Raw genomic sequence first — 17,052 nt, 5'->3', positions numbered from 1 at the left:
AGGCTGGTACGCCTGATGCTGCGGATAAGACGGCTCCGGCTGGTAAACCGGCTGCTGCACCGGCGCCTGCTCAGGCTGGTACGCCTGATGCTGCGGATAAGACGGCTCCGGCTGGTAAACCGGCTGCTGTACCGGCGCCTGCTCAGGCTGATACGCCTGATGCTGCGGATAAGACGGATCTGGCTGGTAAACCGGCTGCGGCACGTGCTCAGCTACCGGTTCAGCCCATGCCTGTGGCGCTGCGGTGGCAGCAGCTGCTGCAGCCAGCGGGTCGGCAATACTGTGACCATTTAATAGCGGATCGTAAGGGTCAAAATCTCCCGGCCGCGCCGCGCTGGCGCCAGAGAACAGCACATCGTCAGCATCGCCCGGACGTGCGGCGCTGGAACCCGAAAAGAGTACATCGTCCGCCGCTACGGGCGCCCCGTTGGCGCTGAACTGCACATCCTCTTCGGCATCATCCATACGTTTGCCAGAGAACAGCGCGGCATCGGTTTTACGCCCCATCGGATTGGAGAATTTCTCCGCCAGACGCTGACGGCGCGCGAGCGCGCTGCGTAAAATGCGCGCACGACGAGATTCCTGCGGCTTCACGGCGTCGTCGTAGTCGTCTTCATCGTCTTCGTATTCGTCCTCATCCACCCAGGTATCGTCCCGACGGGTACGGTTACTGGCGAATGTCAGAACAGACAAAATCGCACCGCCGAGTTTTTCGGCAATGCTGACCCATGACCAACCGGTAAACAGCGTTAAACCTGCCGCCCAGATGCACAGCAGCGCAATAGTGCCGCCGCTGCTGTGCAGCAACGGTTGCAGAGTGGTGCTCAGCAAACTGCCGATCACGCCGCCGGAGGCAAAATACCAGATATCATCGGCGTTAATCGCGGCCAGGCCGCAGGAGGTCAGAATCAGCGCCAGTGCGCCAATTAAGCGTAGCGATACGGCGAAGTAGTCGATGTACTCGTCGCTGGCCTGATTACGCCAGGCAAACCAGCAGCCGCCGATAATAATTACGGGAATGGTGTAAGCCATTACGCCAAAAATGAAAAATAGCGTATCGGCAAGCCAGGCTCCCGGAATGCCACCTATGTTATGAATAGGTTCGTGCCAGGCCGTTTGCGACCAGCTAGGATCCGAGGGATTAAAGCTCAGTAATGCCGCCATCAGCCAGATGGCAAACAGGGAGCAAAGGATGAGTAACGCCTCAAGGAGTCGGCGCCCGCTGCTTAACTTGGTCAGTTTGACTTCTTTGTCTTCGGTGTATTCCTGGCTCAAAAAAGGCTCTCCAGGTATCAGGCTGTTTCCTGCCTGCTGCTAAAACGGACAACAGTGCCGGGTCACCCCGGCACTGTTGCTGTATGGATTAACAGGAGTGTAATCAAACTACGTCGATTTTGCACCTGTTCCGTGTTAGCGCGTCTTAATTACCAGACGATTACTTTGCTTGACTTCTTCCATTACCACGTAGGTACGGGTGTCGTTCACGCCCGGCAGACGTAGCAGGGTCTCGCCCAGTAATTTGCGATACGCTGACATATCCGGCACGCGGGTTTTCAACAGATAGTCGAAATCACCGGATACCAGATGACACTCTTGAATTTCTTCAAGTTTTTGCACAGCGGCGTTAAATTGCTCAAACACATCCGGCGCGCCACGATTCAGAGTAATCTCAACAAATACCAGAAGTGATGCATCCAGATAGTGCGGGTTGAGCAGCGCCGTATAGCCCTGAATAAAACCCTGTCTTTCCAGTCGACGCACGCGCTCAAGGCAAGGCGTCGGGGAAAGTCCCACCCGTTTAGAAAGTTCGACGTTTGAAATACGCCCGTCTTTTTGAAGCTCATTCAAAATATTACGATCGATGCGGTCGAGATCTTTGCCAGGGCGCTTCTTGCTATCTACCATTATTATTGTCTCTCTGTATTCCTTCCCTACTCCTGTTCCGACTCAGAGCCTTCACTGCCCGAGTCCATCCTGTTCTTACCCGTATACGACATCGAGTAACCCCAGGGGTACGTGAGAAGCCCGTTGCCTGACGGCAGCCACCGACATCACGCATGGCGTCTGTCCACACCATGCGTAGATTTCGCTAACCCGGATAAAAATGGCATTTGCGTGCATGAAAATTCGCCGCACGCGAAACACTGCTTTTTGTCTTCCATGAATGTTTTCGCAAAAGCACAGGGGATTGTCAAAGCAAAACATCGATTTTTAGTACAAGATGCCAGATATTCATTATCCACCCCCGGTGATTCTCATGTTTTCCTCTTATAATTGTCCTGCCGACAGTAGAATTAGTTATATTCTTCGCACGTAAAATCGCCAGTTCATTGGCGGCCTCTATTGCACATATCGTTAACAAAACTGCTGCGCTCTTTTTTTACGACAACAAATTCCCTACAATCCAGCCCAATGTATGCCAATAAATTATGGGGATCTCATGGGCACGACCAAACACAGTAAACTGCTTATTCTTGGTTCTGGACCTGCGGGATATACCGCTGCAGTCTACGCCGCGCGCGCAAACCTGCAGCCGGTACTGATTACCGGCATGGAAAAAGGCGGTCAGCTGACCACCACCACGGAAGTGGAAAACTGGCCGGGCGATCCCAACGATCTGACCGGGCCGCTGCTGATGGAACGTATGCACGAACATGCGACGAAATTTGATACCGAAATTATTTTCGACCATATCAATAGCGTCGATCTGCAAAACCGTCCTTTCCGCCTGGTCGGCGACAGCGGCGAGTACACCTGTGACGCGCTGATTATCGCCACCGGCGCTTCAGCACGCTATCTGGGGCTACCGTCAGAAGAAGCATTCAAAGGACGCGGCGTATCCGCCTGCGCAACCTGCGACGGATTCTTCTATCGCAACCAGAAAGTGGCCGTCATTGGCGGCGGCAATACCGCGGTGGAAGAAGCCCTGTACCTCTCTAACATCGCGTCCGAAGTCCACCTGATTCACCGCCGTGATACCTTCCGCGCGGAAAAAATCCTGATTAATCGTCTGATGGATAAAGTGGCCAACGGTAATATCGTGCTGCATACCCATCGCACGCTGGAAGAAGTGACGGGCGACCAGATGGGCGTCAGCGGTCTGCGTCTGCGTGATACGCAGAATGCCGACAATGTCGAGTCTCTGGAGGTCGCGGGTCTGTTTGTCGCGATTGGCCACAGCCCCAACACGGCCATTTTCGAAGGCCAGCTGGCGCTGGAAAACGGCTATATCAAAGTGCAGTCCGGGATCCACGGCAATGCCACCCAGACCAGCATTCCGGGCGTATTCGCCGCGGGTGATGTGATGGACCATATCTATCGCCAGGCCATCACCTCTGCCGGTACCGGCTGTATGGCGGCGCTGGATGCTGAACGTTATCTTGATGGTTTAGCTGACGCGTGCAAATAATCTTTACAAGTCAGTAACAAAGGTAAAGAAGGCGACGAAAAGTCGCCTTTATTTTTTCCTCGTTGTAACATTGCGTGGCCTAAAAACCTCATAACTACACCTGCTAAGTGCGCAATGAATAAAACCCGTCAACAAGAGTTAACACGCTGGTTAAAAGAGCAAAGCATTCTCTCCCGTCGCTGGTTGATGATTTCCCGCGCGCTGGGCGTCATTAGCGGCCTGCTGATCGTCGGTCAGGCCTGGCTGCTGGCGCGGATCCTTCATCGCATGATTATGGAGAGTATTCCGGCGACGGCGCTGGTATTGCCGTTTATCGTCCTGGTGCTGATTTTTGTTCTGCGTGCCTGGGTGGTATGGCTACGCGAGCGGGTAGGTTTCTATGCCGGGCAGCATATTCGCTATGAAATCCGCCGCCAGGTGCTCGATCGCCTGCAGCAGGCTGGCCCTGCGTGGATTCAGGGGAAACCCGCCGGAAGCTGGGCGACGCTGGTACTTGAACAAATTGACGATATGCACGACTACTACGCGCGTTATCTCCCGCAGATGACCCTCGCCGCCAGCGTCCCGCTGCTGATTGTGATCACCATTTTCCCGATAAACTGGGCGGCGGCGCTGATTCTTCTCGGCACTGCCCCGCTGATCCCGCTGTTTATGGCGCTGGTCGGCATGGGCGCGGCGGAGGCCAATCGCCGCAACTTCCTGGCGCTCGCTCGCCTGAGCGGCCACTTTCTCGACCGCCTGCGCGGGATGGAAACGCTGCGCCTCTTTCACCGTGGCGAAGCGGAAACGGACAATATTCGCCATGCTTCCCAGGATTTCCGCCAGCGGACGATGGAAGTGTTGCGCCTCGCCTTTCTCTCCTCCGGCGTACTGGAGTTTTTCACCTCGCTCTCCATTGCTCTGGTCGCGGTTTACTTCGGTTTCTCCTATCTCGGCGAGCTCAACTTTGGCCACTATGGCGTGGGCGTCACCCTGATGTCAGGTTTCCTGGCCCTGATCCTGGCGCCGGAATTTTTCCAGCCGCTGCGTGATTTAGGCACCTTTTACCATGCCAAAGCTCAGGCCATCGGTGCTGCGGATAGTCTGAAAACGTTTATGGAAAAGCCGCTGGCGCAGGAAACTCGCGGCGAGAAGATCCTCAGCGACAACGAATTGATTAGTCTCGAAGCGCGCGATGCGGTTATCAAATCGCCGGAAGGCAAAGTCCTGGCGGGGCCGCTGAACTTTACGCTCCCGGCCGGTAAACGCGTCGTGCTGGTCGGGCAGAGCGGCTCCGGCAAAAGTTCGCTTTTGAATGCATTGACCGGTTTTCTCCCCTACGACGGCTCGCTGTTGGTCAACGGCGTTGAACTGCGCGATCTTGACGTCAGCCGCTGGCATCGTCTGCTCAGCTGGGTGGGGCAGAACCCGCAGCTACCGGCCGCCACGCTACGCGAAAACGTTCTGCTGGCCTGGCCGGAAGCCAGCGAAGCACAGCTTCAGCTCGCGCTGGATAAGGCCTGGGTGAGCGAATTCATCTCCCAACTGCCGCAAGGGATTAATACGCCGGTCGGCGATCAGGCGGGTCGCCTGTCCGTCGGGCAGGCGCAGCGTATCGCCGTGGCGCGGGCGCTGCTGGTACCGTGCCGGCTGTTGTTGTTGGATGAGCCGGCCGCCAGCCTTGATGCGCATAGCGAACAGCGGGTCATGCAGGCGCTCTTTAATGCCTCTTCGCAGCAAACAACGCTGATGGTGACCCACCAGCTGGAAGGTATCGCCGACTGGGATGCCATCTGGGTGATGCAGGATGGTCAGATCGTCGAACAAGGGACCTATAGCCAGTTGGCTATGGCAAACGGGCCTTTTGCCGCCCTGTTGGCCCACCGGCAGGAGGAGATTTAAATGCGCGCACTATTACCTTATCTGGCGTTGTACAAACGGCATATCTGGCTGCTGACTCTCGGCGTGGTTCTGGCTATCGTCACCCTGCTGGCCAGTATCGGCCTGCTGACGCTATCAGGCTGGTTTTTATCCGCTTCTGCCGTCGTTGGCGTCGCCGGTATTTACAGTTTCAACTATATGCTGCCGGCAGCCGGCGTTCGCGGGGCGGCGATTATCCGTACCGCCGGTCGCTATTTCGAACGTCTGGTCAGCCATGACGCCACTTTCCGCGTGTTACAGCATCTGCGGGTGTTTACCTTCAGTAAGCTGCTCCCCCTCTCCCCTGCCGGGCTGGCGCGTTTTCGTCAAGGTGAACTCCTCAACCGGGTGGTCGCCGACGTCGACACCCTGGATCATCTCTACCTGCGGGTCATCTCGCCGCTGATCGGCGCACTGGTTGTCATTGTGGTGGTCACCGCAGGCTTAAGCATTCTCGATGTCACGCTGGCGCTGACGCTAGGCGGTATTATGCTGGTGACCCTGCTGGTCCTGCCGCCGCTGTTTTATCGCGCCGGGAAACCCGCCGGTGAGAGCATCACGCAAATGCGCGGGCAGTACCGTCAACAGCTAACCGCCTGGCTGCAAGGACAGGCTGAACTGATGCTGTTCAGCGCCAGCGACCGCTACCGCAAGCAGCTGGAGAAAACCGAGCAGCGCTGGCAGGATGCCCAGCGTCGTCAGGCAGAGCTGACTGCGCTGTCGCAGGCGCTGATGCTGCTGATTGGTGGTGTTGCCGTGGTTGCTATGCTGTGGCTCACCTCTGCTGGCGTAGGCGGCAACAGCCAGCCCGGCGCGCTGATCGCCCTTTTTGTCTTCTGCGCGCTGGCGGCATTTGAAGCGCTGGCGCCGGTTACCGGCGCCTTTCAGCATCTCGGACAGGTCATTGCTTCCGCCCGCCGAATTACGCAGATTACCGGGCAACAGCCGGAGGTCACTTTCGCCGCCGGCGAGGGGCAGGCGTTCGGGCAGATCTCATTGACGTTGAACCAGGTCACCTTCAGCTATCCGCAGCAGCCTTCTCCGGCGCTGGAAAATATCTCATTGCAGGTCGGCGCAGGAGAGCATATTGCCATTCTTGGCCGCACCGGCTGCGGTAAATCTACGCTGCTGCAGCTTCTGACCCGCGCCTGGGATCCGGCGAATGGCGAGATTTTACTCAACGACCAGCCGTTAACCCGGCTCAACGAAGCCACTTTGCGTCAGGCGATGAGCGTCGTCCCCCAACGTGTGCATCTGTTCAGCGCCACGCTGCGCGATAACCTGTCGCTGGCCGCCCCCGGCGCCAGCGATATCCAGCTGATGAAAGCCCTGGAACGTGTCGGGCTGGAAAAATTACTGGAAGATAGCGGTCTCAACGCCTGGCTGGGCGAAGGCGGCCGCCAGCTTTCCGGCGGTGAACTGCGCAGACTGGCCATTGCCCGTGCGCTGCTGCACGATGCGCCGCTGATGTTACTCGATGAGCCGACCGAAGGCCTTGATGCGACGACAGAGAGCCAGATCCTCGATTTACTGGCTGAAGTGATGCGCGAAAAAACCGTGCTGATGGTGACTCACCGCCTGCGCGGACTGGCGCGGTTTAATCGGATAATTGTCATGGACAACGGCAAGATTATTGAGCAAGGTAGTCACGCGGAACTGCTGGCTGAACAGGGGCGTTACTACCAGTTTAAGCAGCGTCTGTAGTCCGGCTGTTTCACGCCGTTTTGCGTATATACTCAATGAGTTTCAGGCGTGCTGAAAAGAGCGGTCCGCTGCGTCATGGCTTTGCCAGCATGGCGACGGACCGTCCGCTTGAATAACAGCGAATATATTGAACAATTGCCTGGTGCGTATTGAGGTTAAAATGCGTCTGGTTCAGCTCTCCCGTCAGTCCATTGCCTTCCCTTCCCCGGAGGGAGCGTTACGCGAACCCAATGGCCTGCTGGCGCTCGGCGGCGATCTCAGTCCGTCGCGTCTGCTTATGGCCTATCAGCACGGAATTTTTCCCTGGTTTTCTCCTGGCGATCCGATTTTATGGTGGTCCCCCGATCCGCGGGCGGTGTTGTGGCCCGGGCAGTTCCATCTCAGCCGCAGCATGAAGCGTTTTCATCAGCGATCGCCCTATCGCGTCACGCTGAACCACGCGTTTGGTCAGGTGATTGAAGGTTGCGCCGACAATCGCGATGAAGGGACATGGATCACCTCCAGCATCGTCAAGGCCTATCACCAGCTGCATGAGCTTGGCCATGCGCACTCGATTGAAGTGTGGCAAGGCGAGACGCTGGTGGGAGGAATGTATGGCGTAGCGCAAGGCGCGCTGTTTTGCGGCGAGTCCATGTTCAGCCGCGCGGAAAATGCGTCGAAAACGGCCTTGCTGATATTCTGCCAGGCGTTTATCCGCGACGGCGGGAAATTAATAGATTGCCAGGTTCTGAATAAGCACACGGCATCGCTGGGCGCCGTCGAAATCCCCCGCCGCGATTATCTTGATGCGCTGTCGGTATTGCGCACCCGTCGCCTGCCGGAAAGATTCTGGGTGCCCAGGGTGCTATTTACCGGCAATGTGTAAATGTTTTCAGCACATTTTTTACCGTGATGGTATAATTGCGCAGTAGAGTAGCTTCTGCCTGTTGCCCCGCCGCCGTTTGGGAATAATAAGAGTCAGATAACGCCCATCGTTCTGTCGCTCCCCTTTACGTTTGCGCCTGTCATGCGGCTTATCCGTGTGAATTCCGGGCAATGCGCCAAAACTACTTCAATGATTTTACCCTTAATAATTTTGGATGCGTCAGGTAGCACCGCAAAGCGCCTGGCTGCGTCAATAACTATGTAACCGAGTGAGCGAAGGCAGCCTGAAAGATAAAGTGCACAAACGTAAACCTTTACTTACTCGCTGAACTTCGGCATTATCTTGCCGGTTCAAAACTACGGTAGTGATACCCCAGAGGACTAGATGGCCAAAGAAGACAATATTGAAATGCAGGGCACCGTACTTGACACGTTGCCTAACACAATGTTCCGCGTAGAACTGGAAAACGGTCACGTGGTAACTGCGCATATTTCCGGTAAAATGCGTAAAAACTACATCCGCATTCTGACGGGCGACAAAGTGACTGTTGAGCTGACCCCGTACGACCTGAGCAAAGGCCGCATTGTCTTCCGTAGTCGCTGATAGTTTTCCGCCCTCGTGGCGTCAGATGCTGAAGGCCGGGATAATTCCCGGTCTTTTCATATCTGCAGCCGGCTAAAAGCGGCATAAAAAAACCGGCCCGCAGGCCGGTTTTTGCTATCACAGAGCGGCATTAATGTGCCGTTTCTGGTTTGTGCTTCTGCGCGCTCTGGAAGTCATAGGTCAACGCGCCCTTCTCTTTATCCAGCGCAACGGTGACCTGTCCGCCGTCCACCAGTGAACCAAACAGCAGTTCGTTAGCCAGCGGTTTCTTCAGGTTATCCTGAATCACGCGCGCCATCGGACGTGCGCCCATTGCCCGGTCGTAGCCTTTTTCTGCCAGCCAGTCACGCGCTTCCTGGCTCACTTCCAGCGAGACGCCTTTCTGATCCAGCTGAACCTGCAGCTCGACGATAAACTTATCCACCACCTGATGGATCACCGTCGTGGACAGATGATCGAACCAGATAATGTTGTCGAGACGGTTGCGGAATTCCGGGGTAAAGATCTTCTTGATCTCATCCATCGCATCCGGGCTGTTATCCTGCTGGATAAGACCAATCGATTTACGCTCGGTCTCACGCACGCCGGCGTTGGTCGTCATCACCAGCACCACATTGCGGAAGTCCGCCTTGCGGCCGTTATTGTCGGTCAGCGTACCGTTATCCATCACCTGCAGCAGCAGGTTAAAGACGTCCGGATGTGCTTTTTCGATCTCATCAAGCAGCAGTACCGCATGCGGATGTTTAATCACCGCATCGGTCAGCAGCCCGCCCTGATCGAAACCGACGTATCCCGGAGGCGCACCAATTAAGCGGCTGACGGTATGACGTTCCATATATTCGGACATATCAAAACGCAGCAGCTCAATGCCCAGCGCTTTCGCCAGCTGCACGGTGACCTCGGTTTTCCCGACTCCGGTCGGCCCGGCGAAGAGGAAAGACCCGACAGGCTTGTGCTCGTGACCGAGGCCCGCGCGCGCCATCTTGATCGCTTCGGTTAACGCTTCGATCGCTTTGCCCTGGCCAAAGACCAGCATTTTCAGGCGGTCGCCGAGATTTTTCAGCGTATCGCGATCGCTCTGCGAGACGCTCTTTTCAGGAATACGGGCGATACGCGCCACCACGGACTCGATATCGGCGACATTGACGGTTTTCTTCCGTTTGCTGGCCGGCATTAACCGCGCCCGCGCCCCGGCTTCATCAATGACGTCAATGGCCTTATCCGGCAGATGGCGATCGTTAATGTATTTCACCGCCAGCTCCACCGCCGCACGCACCGCTTTCGCGGTATAGCGCACATCGTGGTGCGCTTCGTACTTCGGCTTCAGGCCGTTGATAATCTGCACCGTCTCTTCCACGGAAGGTTCGGTAATATCTATCTTCTGGAAGCGACGAGCCAGCGCCCGGTCTTTTTCGAAGATATTGCTGAATTCCTGGTAGGTTGTGGAACCCATCACCCGAATCTTACCGCTGGAGAGCAGCGGTTTAATCAGATTAGCGGCATCGACCTGGCCGCCTGACGCCGCGCCCGCACCGATAATGGTGTGGATTTCATCAATAAACAGAATACTGTTGGTATCCTGTTCAAGCTGTTTAAGCAGCGCTTTGAAGCGTTTTTCAAAATCACCGCGATATTTTGTGCCCGCCAGCAGGGAGCCAATATCCAGCGAGTAGATGGTGCAACCGGCCATGATTTCCGGCACGTCGCCCTGAACGATCCGCCAGGCCAGGCCCTCGGCGATCGCGGTCTTACCCACGCCGGACTCCCCCACCAGCAGCGGGTTATTTTTACGGCGGCGGCACAGCACCTGAATCGCGCGCTCCAACTCTTTGTCGCGGCCGATCAGCGGATCGATCCCGCCGACGCGAGCAAGCTGATTAAGATTGGTGGTGAAGTTTTCCATACGATCCTCCCCGCCTGCTTGCTCTTCATTGCTGGGCTGGCTTCCGCTGTTATCGGAAGACTGGCTCGGCTCGTCTTTGCGTGTACCGTGAGAGATGAAGTTGACGACGTCAAGACGGCTCACTTCATGTTTACGCAGCAGATAGGCCGCCTGTGACTCCTGCTCGCTGAAAATCGCGACCAGAACGTTAGCGCCGGTTACTTCGCTGCGGCCAGAGGATTGTACATGGAAGACGGCACGCTGCAGCACGCGCTGAAAACTCAGCGTAGGCTGGGTGTCACGCTCTTCTTCCGTGGCGGGCAGAACGGGTGTGGTCTGTTCGATGAAGGCTTCAAGTTCCTGACGCAGCGCCACCAGGTCCACGGAACACGCTTCAAGCGCCTCGCGGGCCGAGGGGTTGCTGAGCAGCGCCAGCAGCAAGTGCTCGACGGTCATGAACTCATGACGGTGCTCGCGCGCTCTGGCGAAAGCCATGTTTAAACTGAGTTCCAGTTCTTGATTGAGCATAGGCACCTCCCCCAATTTTCACGCCTGTCTTCAGGCTTTCTCTAGCGTACACAGCAATGGATGCTCGTTCTCCTTCGCGTATTCATTCACCATCGCGACTTTGGTCTCCGCCACTTCTGCGGTAAATACACCACAAATCGCTTTACCTTGATAGTGAACCGTCAGCATCAGTTGCGTTGCACGTTCTACATCATAAGAAAAGAATTTTTGTAACACGTCAATAACAAACTCCATTGGAGTGTAGTCATCATTGAGCAATATCACTTTATACATAGATGGTGGTTTAAGCTCATTACGAACTTCGTCTTCTACCAGCTGATCGAAGTCCAGCCAATCTCTCTTACTCATCGTCAGTATTCATCATCGGTTGCTGTTGCCAACAGGCGGCGGCCTGTCGATGACCAGAGGCTATGCACATCGCAAATCTACAATAGATCATAGATAACTATCATCTATTACTTCCATCCGCGATGTCTGTCACATTCCCCGGCAATAGCGTTAACTGCTTCAAATTTTGACGCATTTTTCGCCTCCCACTACCGTCAATTGCTTGACGCATTTCCTTATTTCTCTAAATTGTACTAGCGAGAGTTGGCGAGCATTTGAACAACTCGTCACTCCACCACCGGTTCATTCCATCTTACTAATAAAGATTTACGAAGGATGTCGAAGTATGGAAATGGGTACTGTTAAGTGGTTCAACAATGCCAAAGGGTTCGGCTTTATTTGCCCTGAGGGCGGCGGCGAAGACATTTTCGCCCATTACTCCACCATCCAGATGGATGGTTACAGAACGCTAAAAGCCGGACAAGCCGTTCGGTTTGATGTTCACCAAGGGCCGAAAGGCAATCACGCCAGTGTGATTGTTCCTGTGGAAGCAGAAGCGGCTGCATAACTCTTTTGCTTCATTGTGTACATCCTGCCAGTAAAATGCCAGTCCTTCTGACTGGCATTTTTTTGTTTCTACTCGCGGGCCAGCGCATCCACCGGATCGAGGCGCGCGGCATTTCGCGCCGGCAGCCACCCGAACAGTACGCCGGTTAGCGTCGAGCACAAAAACGCCGTCAGCAGCGCCAGCGGAGAAAAACCGATCTCCCAGCCGGGTAAAAACAGCTGCAGAACCACCGCGATCATCAGCGATAACGTCACGCCCAGCGCGCCGCCGACCAGACAGACTAAAACAGCCTCAATCAGAAACTGCTGCAGTACGTCGCTGGCCCGCGCCCCGACCGCCATCCGAATCCCGATTTCACGCGTTCGTTCGGTCACCGACACCAGCATGATATTCATGACGCCGATACCGCCCACCACCAGCGCAATCACCGCGACCAGAGTCAGAAACAGCTGTAATGTATGTGTGGTCCGTTCCGCCGTTTTCAAGATGCTGTCCATATTCCAGGTAAAAACATCTTTTTTGCCATGGCGCAGCTCAAGTAAACGCAACAGCTGCTGTTCGGCGGCGGCGCTGTCATACCCTTCCCTTACGCGAACGGTAATCGAATTGAGCCACGATTGCCCCATCACTCTCCCGGCCATAGTGGTGTACGGCAGCCAGACGCGCAGGATTTTACTGCTGCCAAACATCGACTGTTTCTCATCCGCGACGCCGACGATGGTCGCCGGCATATTGCCGACGAGGATTATCTCCCCGACAACCCGCGTTTTGTGCGGAAACAGCTGGCGACGCGTATTGCTATCCAGCACCACCACCTGCGCCCGACTGTTGAGCTGCAGCTCGTTAAATGTATTGCCTTCGCTAAAGGTCATGCCGTAGACATTAAAATACTGTGGCCCGACCCCTTCCGCGCTGGCGGCAACATCGATGTTGTCGGCACGCAGGCGCAGGCTTTTTGACACCGCGGGCGTCGCCGAACTCACCCAGGGCTGCTTCTGAATGGCCAGCAGATCGTCATATTTCAGCGCCTGCTGATAGCGGGGGTCGTCATCGCCAAAATCTTTACCGGGATAAACATCGATGGTGTTGGTGCCAATTGCGCGAATATCCGCCAGCACCATCTGTTTGGCCGCATCGCCCACTACCACGATCGACACCACCGATGCGATACCAATAATGATGCCGAGCATGGTCAACAGGGTGCGCATTTTATTGGCCGCCATCGCCCGCCAGGCCATGACCAGCGCTTCACGAAAGCCGCTGGTAAACTGGCGCCATGCGGAAGGCTCTTCACCGCCCAACGGCCGGGCTACCCCGCCGCCGGTCAGACTTTTCGCCGGCGGGTTACGCACAATTTCCCCATCGTGGATCTCAATGATCCGCTCGGCCTGTGCCGCCACCTGCGGATCATGGGTGACGATAATCACCGTATGCCCCTGCGATTTCAGCTGATGCAGGATAGCCATGACCTCTTCACCCGAGCGGCTGTCCAGGGCGCCGGTCGGCTCATCGGCCAGAATCACCTCCCCGCCATTCATCAGCGCGCGGGCGATACTGACCCGCTGCTGCTGGCCGCCGGAGAGCTGCGAAGGCTGATATTCCGCCCGCTCTCCCAGACCAAGCCGTACCAGCAAATCATGCGCCCGGGCCAGGCGTTCTCGTCGCTCGGCCCCGGCATACACCGCCGGGACTTCAACGTTCTGCGCTGCCGTCAGGTGCGAAAGCAGATGGTAACGCTGGAAAATAAAACCAAAATGTTCCCGTCGCAGGCGGGCCAGCGCATCACCGCTGAGTGAGGAGACATCGGTTCCGGCAACGCGGTAGCTGCCGCTGGTCGGTTTATCGAGACAGCCGAGAATATTCATCAGCGTCGATTTTCCTGAACCCGATGCCCCGACAATCGCCACCATTTCACCAGCGGCAATGCTCAGCGTCACGCCCTTGAGCACCTCAACACTGCCGTCACCGGAGAGGTAGCTGCGGCGGATATCACGCAGTTCGAGCAACGCCGTCATTTTGCCGTCCCGGAACGACTTTCGCCGACGATCACCTCATCGCCTTCTTCCAGCCCTTTCACCACCGCCACATCGGTATCGTTGCGCGCGCCGATAGTCACTTCGCGCTCTTTCACCTCGCCGGTGCGCAGCAGACGAACGTGGTAACGGTTATCGCCGATGGCATCGCCCAGCGCGCTGAGCGGGATGGTGATGACATTTTTTACTTCCGCCATCTGGATATGCACCTGGGCCGTCATCTCCAGGCGCAGGATCCCCTGCGGATTCGGCACTTCAAAGCGGGCATAATAGAAAATGGCGTCGTTGACTTTTTCCGGGGTGGGTAAAATATCCTTCAGGCTCCCCTCGTAGCGGGTCAGCGGGTCGCCGAGTACGGTAAACCAGGCTTTTTGCCCCGGACGAAGGTGAATCACGTCCGCCTCAGATACCTGAGCTTTGACCAGCATCGTACTGAGATCGGCCAGGGTCAGAATATTGGGTGCCTGCTGGGCGGCAATCACCGTTTGCCCCTGCAGAGTGGTAATTTGCGTCACTTCACCGGACATCGGTGCCAGGATCCGCGTGTAGTCGAGGTTGGTTTTTGCAGTATCCAGCGTCGCCTGATTACGCTTTATCTGCGCCTCGATGGTGCCGATCTGCGCCTCTTTCACCGCCAAATCCGTAGCCGCCGTATCCAGCTCCTGGCGGGAAACCAGCTGACGTTGGGCCAGCTGCTGCTGGCGAGCCAGGGTGACCGCGGCAAGCTGGCGTTCAGCGCGAGCCTGATTCAGCTGGGCGCGCAGTTCCATCAGCGTCGCGTCGACTTCTTTGATCTGGTTTTGCGCCTGCTCGGGGTCAATCACCCCCAGCAGCTGATCTTTCTGAACCTTGTCGCCAATATTCACGCGCAGCGTTTTTAACTGGCCGCTCACCTGCGCCCCGACATCGACTTTGCGCAGCGCGTCCAGTTTGCCGGTGGCCAGCACGCTCTGCTGTAAATCGCCTTTACGCACCACTAATGTCTGATACTGCGGCAGCGGTGCATTGAGTATCCGCCATCCCCAGAAGGCCAGCGCCAGCACGACAACGACCAGCAGCCACCAGACTTTCCTGCGTTTTCCATTGAGCTTCATAAAAATTCCTGATGTTTTAACTCGCAGAGCCAGGGGGTGATTCTATCCGCAGCGGGTAAAAACATAACGCTAAATTTGAATCATTCTTATTGTCACCACACTTAGTCCGCGCGACCGCGCGCCAGCCACAGCACGCGGGAGAACATTTTCTTCAACAGCGTCGGCACCGACTCCACGCCGCGGCGCCCGGCCTCCATCGCCACCTCAATGGCCAGATCCGGTTTTGACGAGCGGTGAATCGCCTTGGTAATCACCCGTCGCATATTCATCGGCACATTCGCCGGTAGCTGCGCCACCCGATGATAAACATCGTTAAAGCCCTGGCGATACATAAAGTGTTCCATGTCCAGCGCCGGAAGCGTGGTCAGGTGATCGCGTTCAAGATCGCGGTCATCATTGAGCAGGCTACGAACCGTCGCCGCATATTTTTTCCCCGCCTCATCGCCGTCGACCAGCACGTGCCATTGAATCCCCATCCGACGGGCAAACTTGATCAGCGGCTTCAGGCCCGACTGAGCAAATTCAATGACCTTGACCCCTTCAGCATCAAAATGATGCCCACACTGCCGGGCCAGTTCGTTTATCACCCAGGTCTCGGTCTCCCCTTCAACCAGCAGCCAGCAGCGGGCAAACAGTGAGGAGGAGCGGTTAAACCGAATGTGAAAAGCGATGCGCCGGCTGTCTTCTGCATTCATTCCCCCAGGACCAAGCCGCCAGGCCGACACGCGCGAGGATTCGCGCACCAGCCGGCAGACCTGTTCCACCGGCGTCAACGACAGGAGCTCGCCGGAATTGGTGGTTGTGACGCGTTGCAGCGGCAGCAAATTGAGTAAATGCCAGGCGACCGACAGCATAATTGGATGCAGACGTGTTTCCGGGTCTTCAATCAGCAGCAGAGGCCGCGCATCGCGGTCGAGCCTCACCGTCCCTTTTGCCTGTAGCAGGGTTGAAAACAGACCAAGCAGGATCACCCGATGGCTGCGGCCGCCGGGCTTATCAATCATCCGGTTGATAATATCCAGGTAGCGCCAGCTGCGCTGTTCGTCATGCGAGTGGCGACGCATCAGGCGGTGACGAGATTGCGCGCTACTCTGCTCGGCAAAATAGTGTTCCAGCAGCTGCACCATAGCCGATAGCCCCTGGCGTATCTGACTATCGGTTAAATTTTGCGGGTGACTCACCAGCTCGCGGGAGAGAAAATCCAGCTGGCGAGCGGTTATCTCAATCTGCGGCGAGTGCGGAACGGCATCATTATGAATGCGCCGCATAAAGCGCGCATCGCGCAGACGCAGAACCGGCATCAGCCGCACCAGGTGGCGCACCATTTCGTCAATATCGTCCAGCGTTAGCGCCTCGCCTCTACTGTTGATAAAGCTGCGCAGCGTCATGACGCTGTTATCATCGGTCAGTTCGCCTTCCAGGCGATAAAAAATGCGCTGATAGCCATCCTCGCAGGGTACCCAGCAATCGCTCAGCGGACGGAAACGGCGCACCCGATGATGGCCGGGCTCATTCTCGCGGAAGGTCAAGATGATATGCAGATGATGTTCACGTCCCTGGACATCGCCCGGCGGAAACCAGAAATCATCGCGCACGAAGTGATAGAGCTCAAATTCAGGCGAAAGCAGTAGCGTCAGCGCATCCAGCAGACTGGATTTACCCCATGCATTCTCGCCGATCAGAACGTTATTTTGCTCCAGCATCAGCGATAAACGATTGATGCCGCGAAAACCGACGATTTCTACCCGCTCAAGATGCATATCTCCTCCGCTCAGTAACCACTTTCTCCTTCAATAATCAGCAGTATAGCGATACATGCGTAAACATGACACTACCGGCCTAAACGCGGCCCCGCGCCGATGAATGATAATGTCCAGGTTATGATTATTAACCGTGCTATTTATTTTGGAAATAATTCATCCGCTAAAGTGGTTATTTTTATTATTTTTGTTCTACACTTTTGTGCAATCACCAATGGTGCAAGGATTAAGATCACATTGCCCTAAATCAAATTAGATCTAGTTATTTAGCTAGCCGCAGGATGACGATCGTCCATAAAATAGCGTCGCTTTATTTTTATCGTTATCCTTTACGTCGATAAATAAAGATCGGCACAAAAGTCTGTGCCCGTTAACATTAT

At 55.9% G+C, this 17,052-nt stretch carries 13 protein-coding genes; 6 read left to right on the top strand and 7 right to left on the bottom strand.

Annotated features, from left to right (window positions below; all coding sequences use genetic code 11):
* The coding region (locus ROR01S_RS23660; RefSeq protein ID WP_174539226.1) for a DNA translocase FtsK 4TM domain-containing protein at window positions 1-1,275 on the bottom strand (1,275 nt) is incomplete at its 3' end.
* Window positions 1,276-1,410: 135 nt separating this feature from the next.
* Window positions 1,411-1,905 (bottom strand): leucine-responsive transcriptional regulator Lrp, encoded by a 495-nt coding sequence (gene lrp, locus ROR01S_RS23655; RefSeq protein WP_000228469.1) that lies wholly within the window; start codon window positions 1,903-1,905, stop codon window positions 1,411-1,413.
* A gap of 535 nt (window positions 1,906-2,440) precedes the next feature.
* On the opposite strand from lrp, the gene trxB reads away from it, so the two are divergent.
* The 5 genes from trxB to infA all read left to right on the top strand — a co-directional run bounded on the left by trxB (window position 2,441) and on the right by infA (window position 8,480).
* Window positions 2,441-3,409 carry a thioredoxin-disulfide reductase gene (gene trxB / locus ROR01S_RS23650; protein ID WP_004860029.1) on the top strand — a complete coding sequence of 323 codons (969 nt, stop codon included), beginning with the start codon at window positions 2,441-2,443 and terminating at the stop codon, window positions 3,407-3,409.
* 114 nt (window positions 3,410-3,523) lie between these two features.
* Window positions 3,524-5,290 carry a heme ABC transporter permease/ATP-binding protein CydD gene (gene cydD / locus ROR01S_RS23645; protein ID WP_004860027.1) on the top strand — a complete coding sequence of 589 codons (1,767 nt, stop codon included), beginning with the start codon at window positions 3,524-3,526 and terminating at the stop codon, window positions 5,288-5,290.
* Entirely contained in the window at window positions 5,291-7,012 is a 1,722-nt protein-coding gene (cydC, locus tag ROR01S_RS23640) for a heme ABC transporter ATP-binding protein/permease CydC (RefSeq protein ID WP_064359929.1), read from the top strand.
* A 160-nt stretch (window positions 7,013-7,172) separates the two neighbouring features.
* Entirely contained in the window at window positions 7,173-7,877 is a 705-nt protein-coding gene (aat, locus tag ROR01S_RS23635; protein WP_004860021.1) for a leucyl/phenylalanyl-tRNA--protein transferase, read from the top strand.
* Between the two features lie 384 nt (window positions 7,878-8,261).
* Window positions 8,262-8,480 (top strand): translation initiation factor IF-1, encoded by a 219-nt coding sequence (gene infA / locus ROR01S_RS23630; protein WP_002211347.1) that lies wholly within the window; start codon window positions 8,262-8,264, stop codon window positions 8,478-8,480.
* A 130-nt stretch (window positions 8,481-8,610) separates the two neighbouring features.
* Here the strand turns inward: infA and clpA are convergent, their stop codons facing one another.
* On the bottom strand, window positions 8,611-10,890 hold the full coding sequence (clpA, locus tag ROR01S_RS23625; protein WP_064359928.1) for an ATP-dependent Clp protease ATP-binding subunit ClpA: 2,280 nt from the start codon (window positions 10,888-10,890) through the stop codon (window positions 8,611-8,613).
* Between the two features lie 30 nt (window positions 10,891-10,920).
* Window positions 10,921-11,238 (bottom strand): ATP-dependent Clp protease adapter ClpS, encoded by a 318-nt coding sequence (gene clpS, locus ROR01S_RS23620; protein WP_004860017.1) that lies wholly within the window; start codon window positions 11,236-11,238, stop codon window positions 10,921-10,923.
* A 325-nt stretch (window positions 11,239-11,563) separates the two neighbouring features.
* Here clpS and cspD point away from each other — a divergent pair, with 325 nt between their 5' ends.
* On the top strand, window positions 11,564-11,785 hold the full coding sequence (cspD, locus tag ROR01S_RS23615; protein WP_004860015.1) for a cold shock-like protein CspD: 222 nt from the start codon (window positions 11,564-11,566) through the stop codon (window positions 11,783-11,785).
* 68 nt (window positions 11,786-11,853) lie between these two features.
* Here cspD and macB read toward each other — a convergent pair whose 3' ends face one another.
* From macB to ROR01S_RS23600, 3 genes are all read right to left on the bottom strand, one after another.
* Window positions 11,854-13,800, bottom strand: a complete 1,947-nt coding sequence (gene macB / locus ROR01S_RS23610) for a macrolide ABC transporter ATP-binding protein/permease MacB (protein WP_015584805.1) — start codon at window positions 13,798-13,800, stop codon at window positions 11,854-11,856.
* On the bottom strand, window positions 13,797-14,912 hold the full coding sequence (macA, locus tag ROR01S_RS23605) for a macrolide transporter subunit MacA (RefSeq protein ID WP_004860011.1): 1,116 nt from the start codon (window positions 14,910-14,912) through the stop codon (window positions 13,797-13,799). The genes macB and macA overlap by 4 nt, the downstream gene beginning before the upstream one ends.
* Before the next feature lie 101 nt (window positions 14,913-15,013).
* The gene (locus ROR01S_RS23600; RefSeq protein WP_044349967.1) at window positions 15,014-16,672 is read right to left on the bottom strand and encodes an ATP-dependent endonuclease; all 1,659 of its coding nucleotides are present in this window, start codon (window positions 16,670-16,672) and stop codon (window positions 15,014-15,016) included.
* Window positions 16,673-17,052 lie beyond the last annotated feature (380 nt).

The organism is Klebsiella ornithinolytica NBRC 105727 = ATCC 31898, from assembly GCF_001598295.1.
In the GTDB taxonomy this organism is placed as follows: Bacteria; Pseudomonadota; Gammaproteobacteria; order Enterobacterales; family Enterobacteriaceae; genus Klebsiella; species Klebsiella ornithinolytica.
The sequence above is the reverse complement of the archived record's forward strand: the minus strand, read 5'-3'. Positions and strand labels throughout refer to the sequence as shown.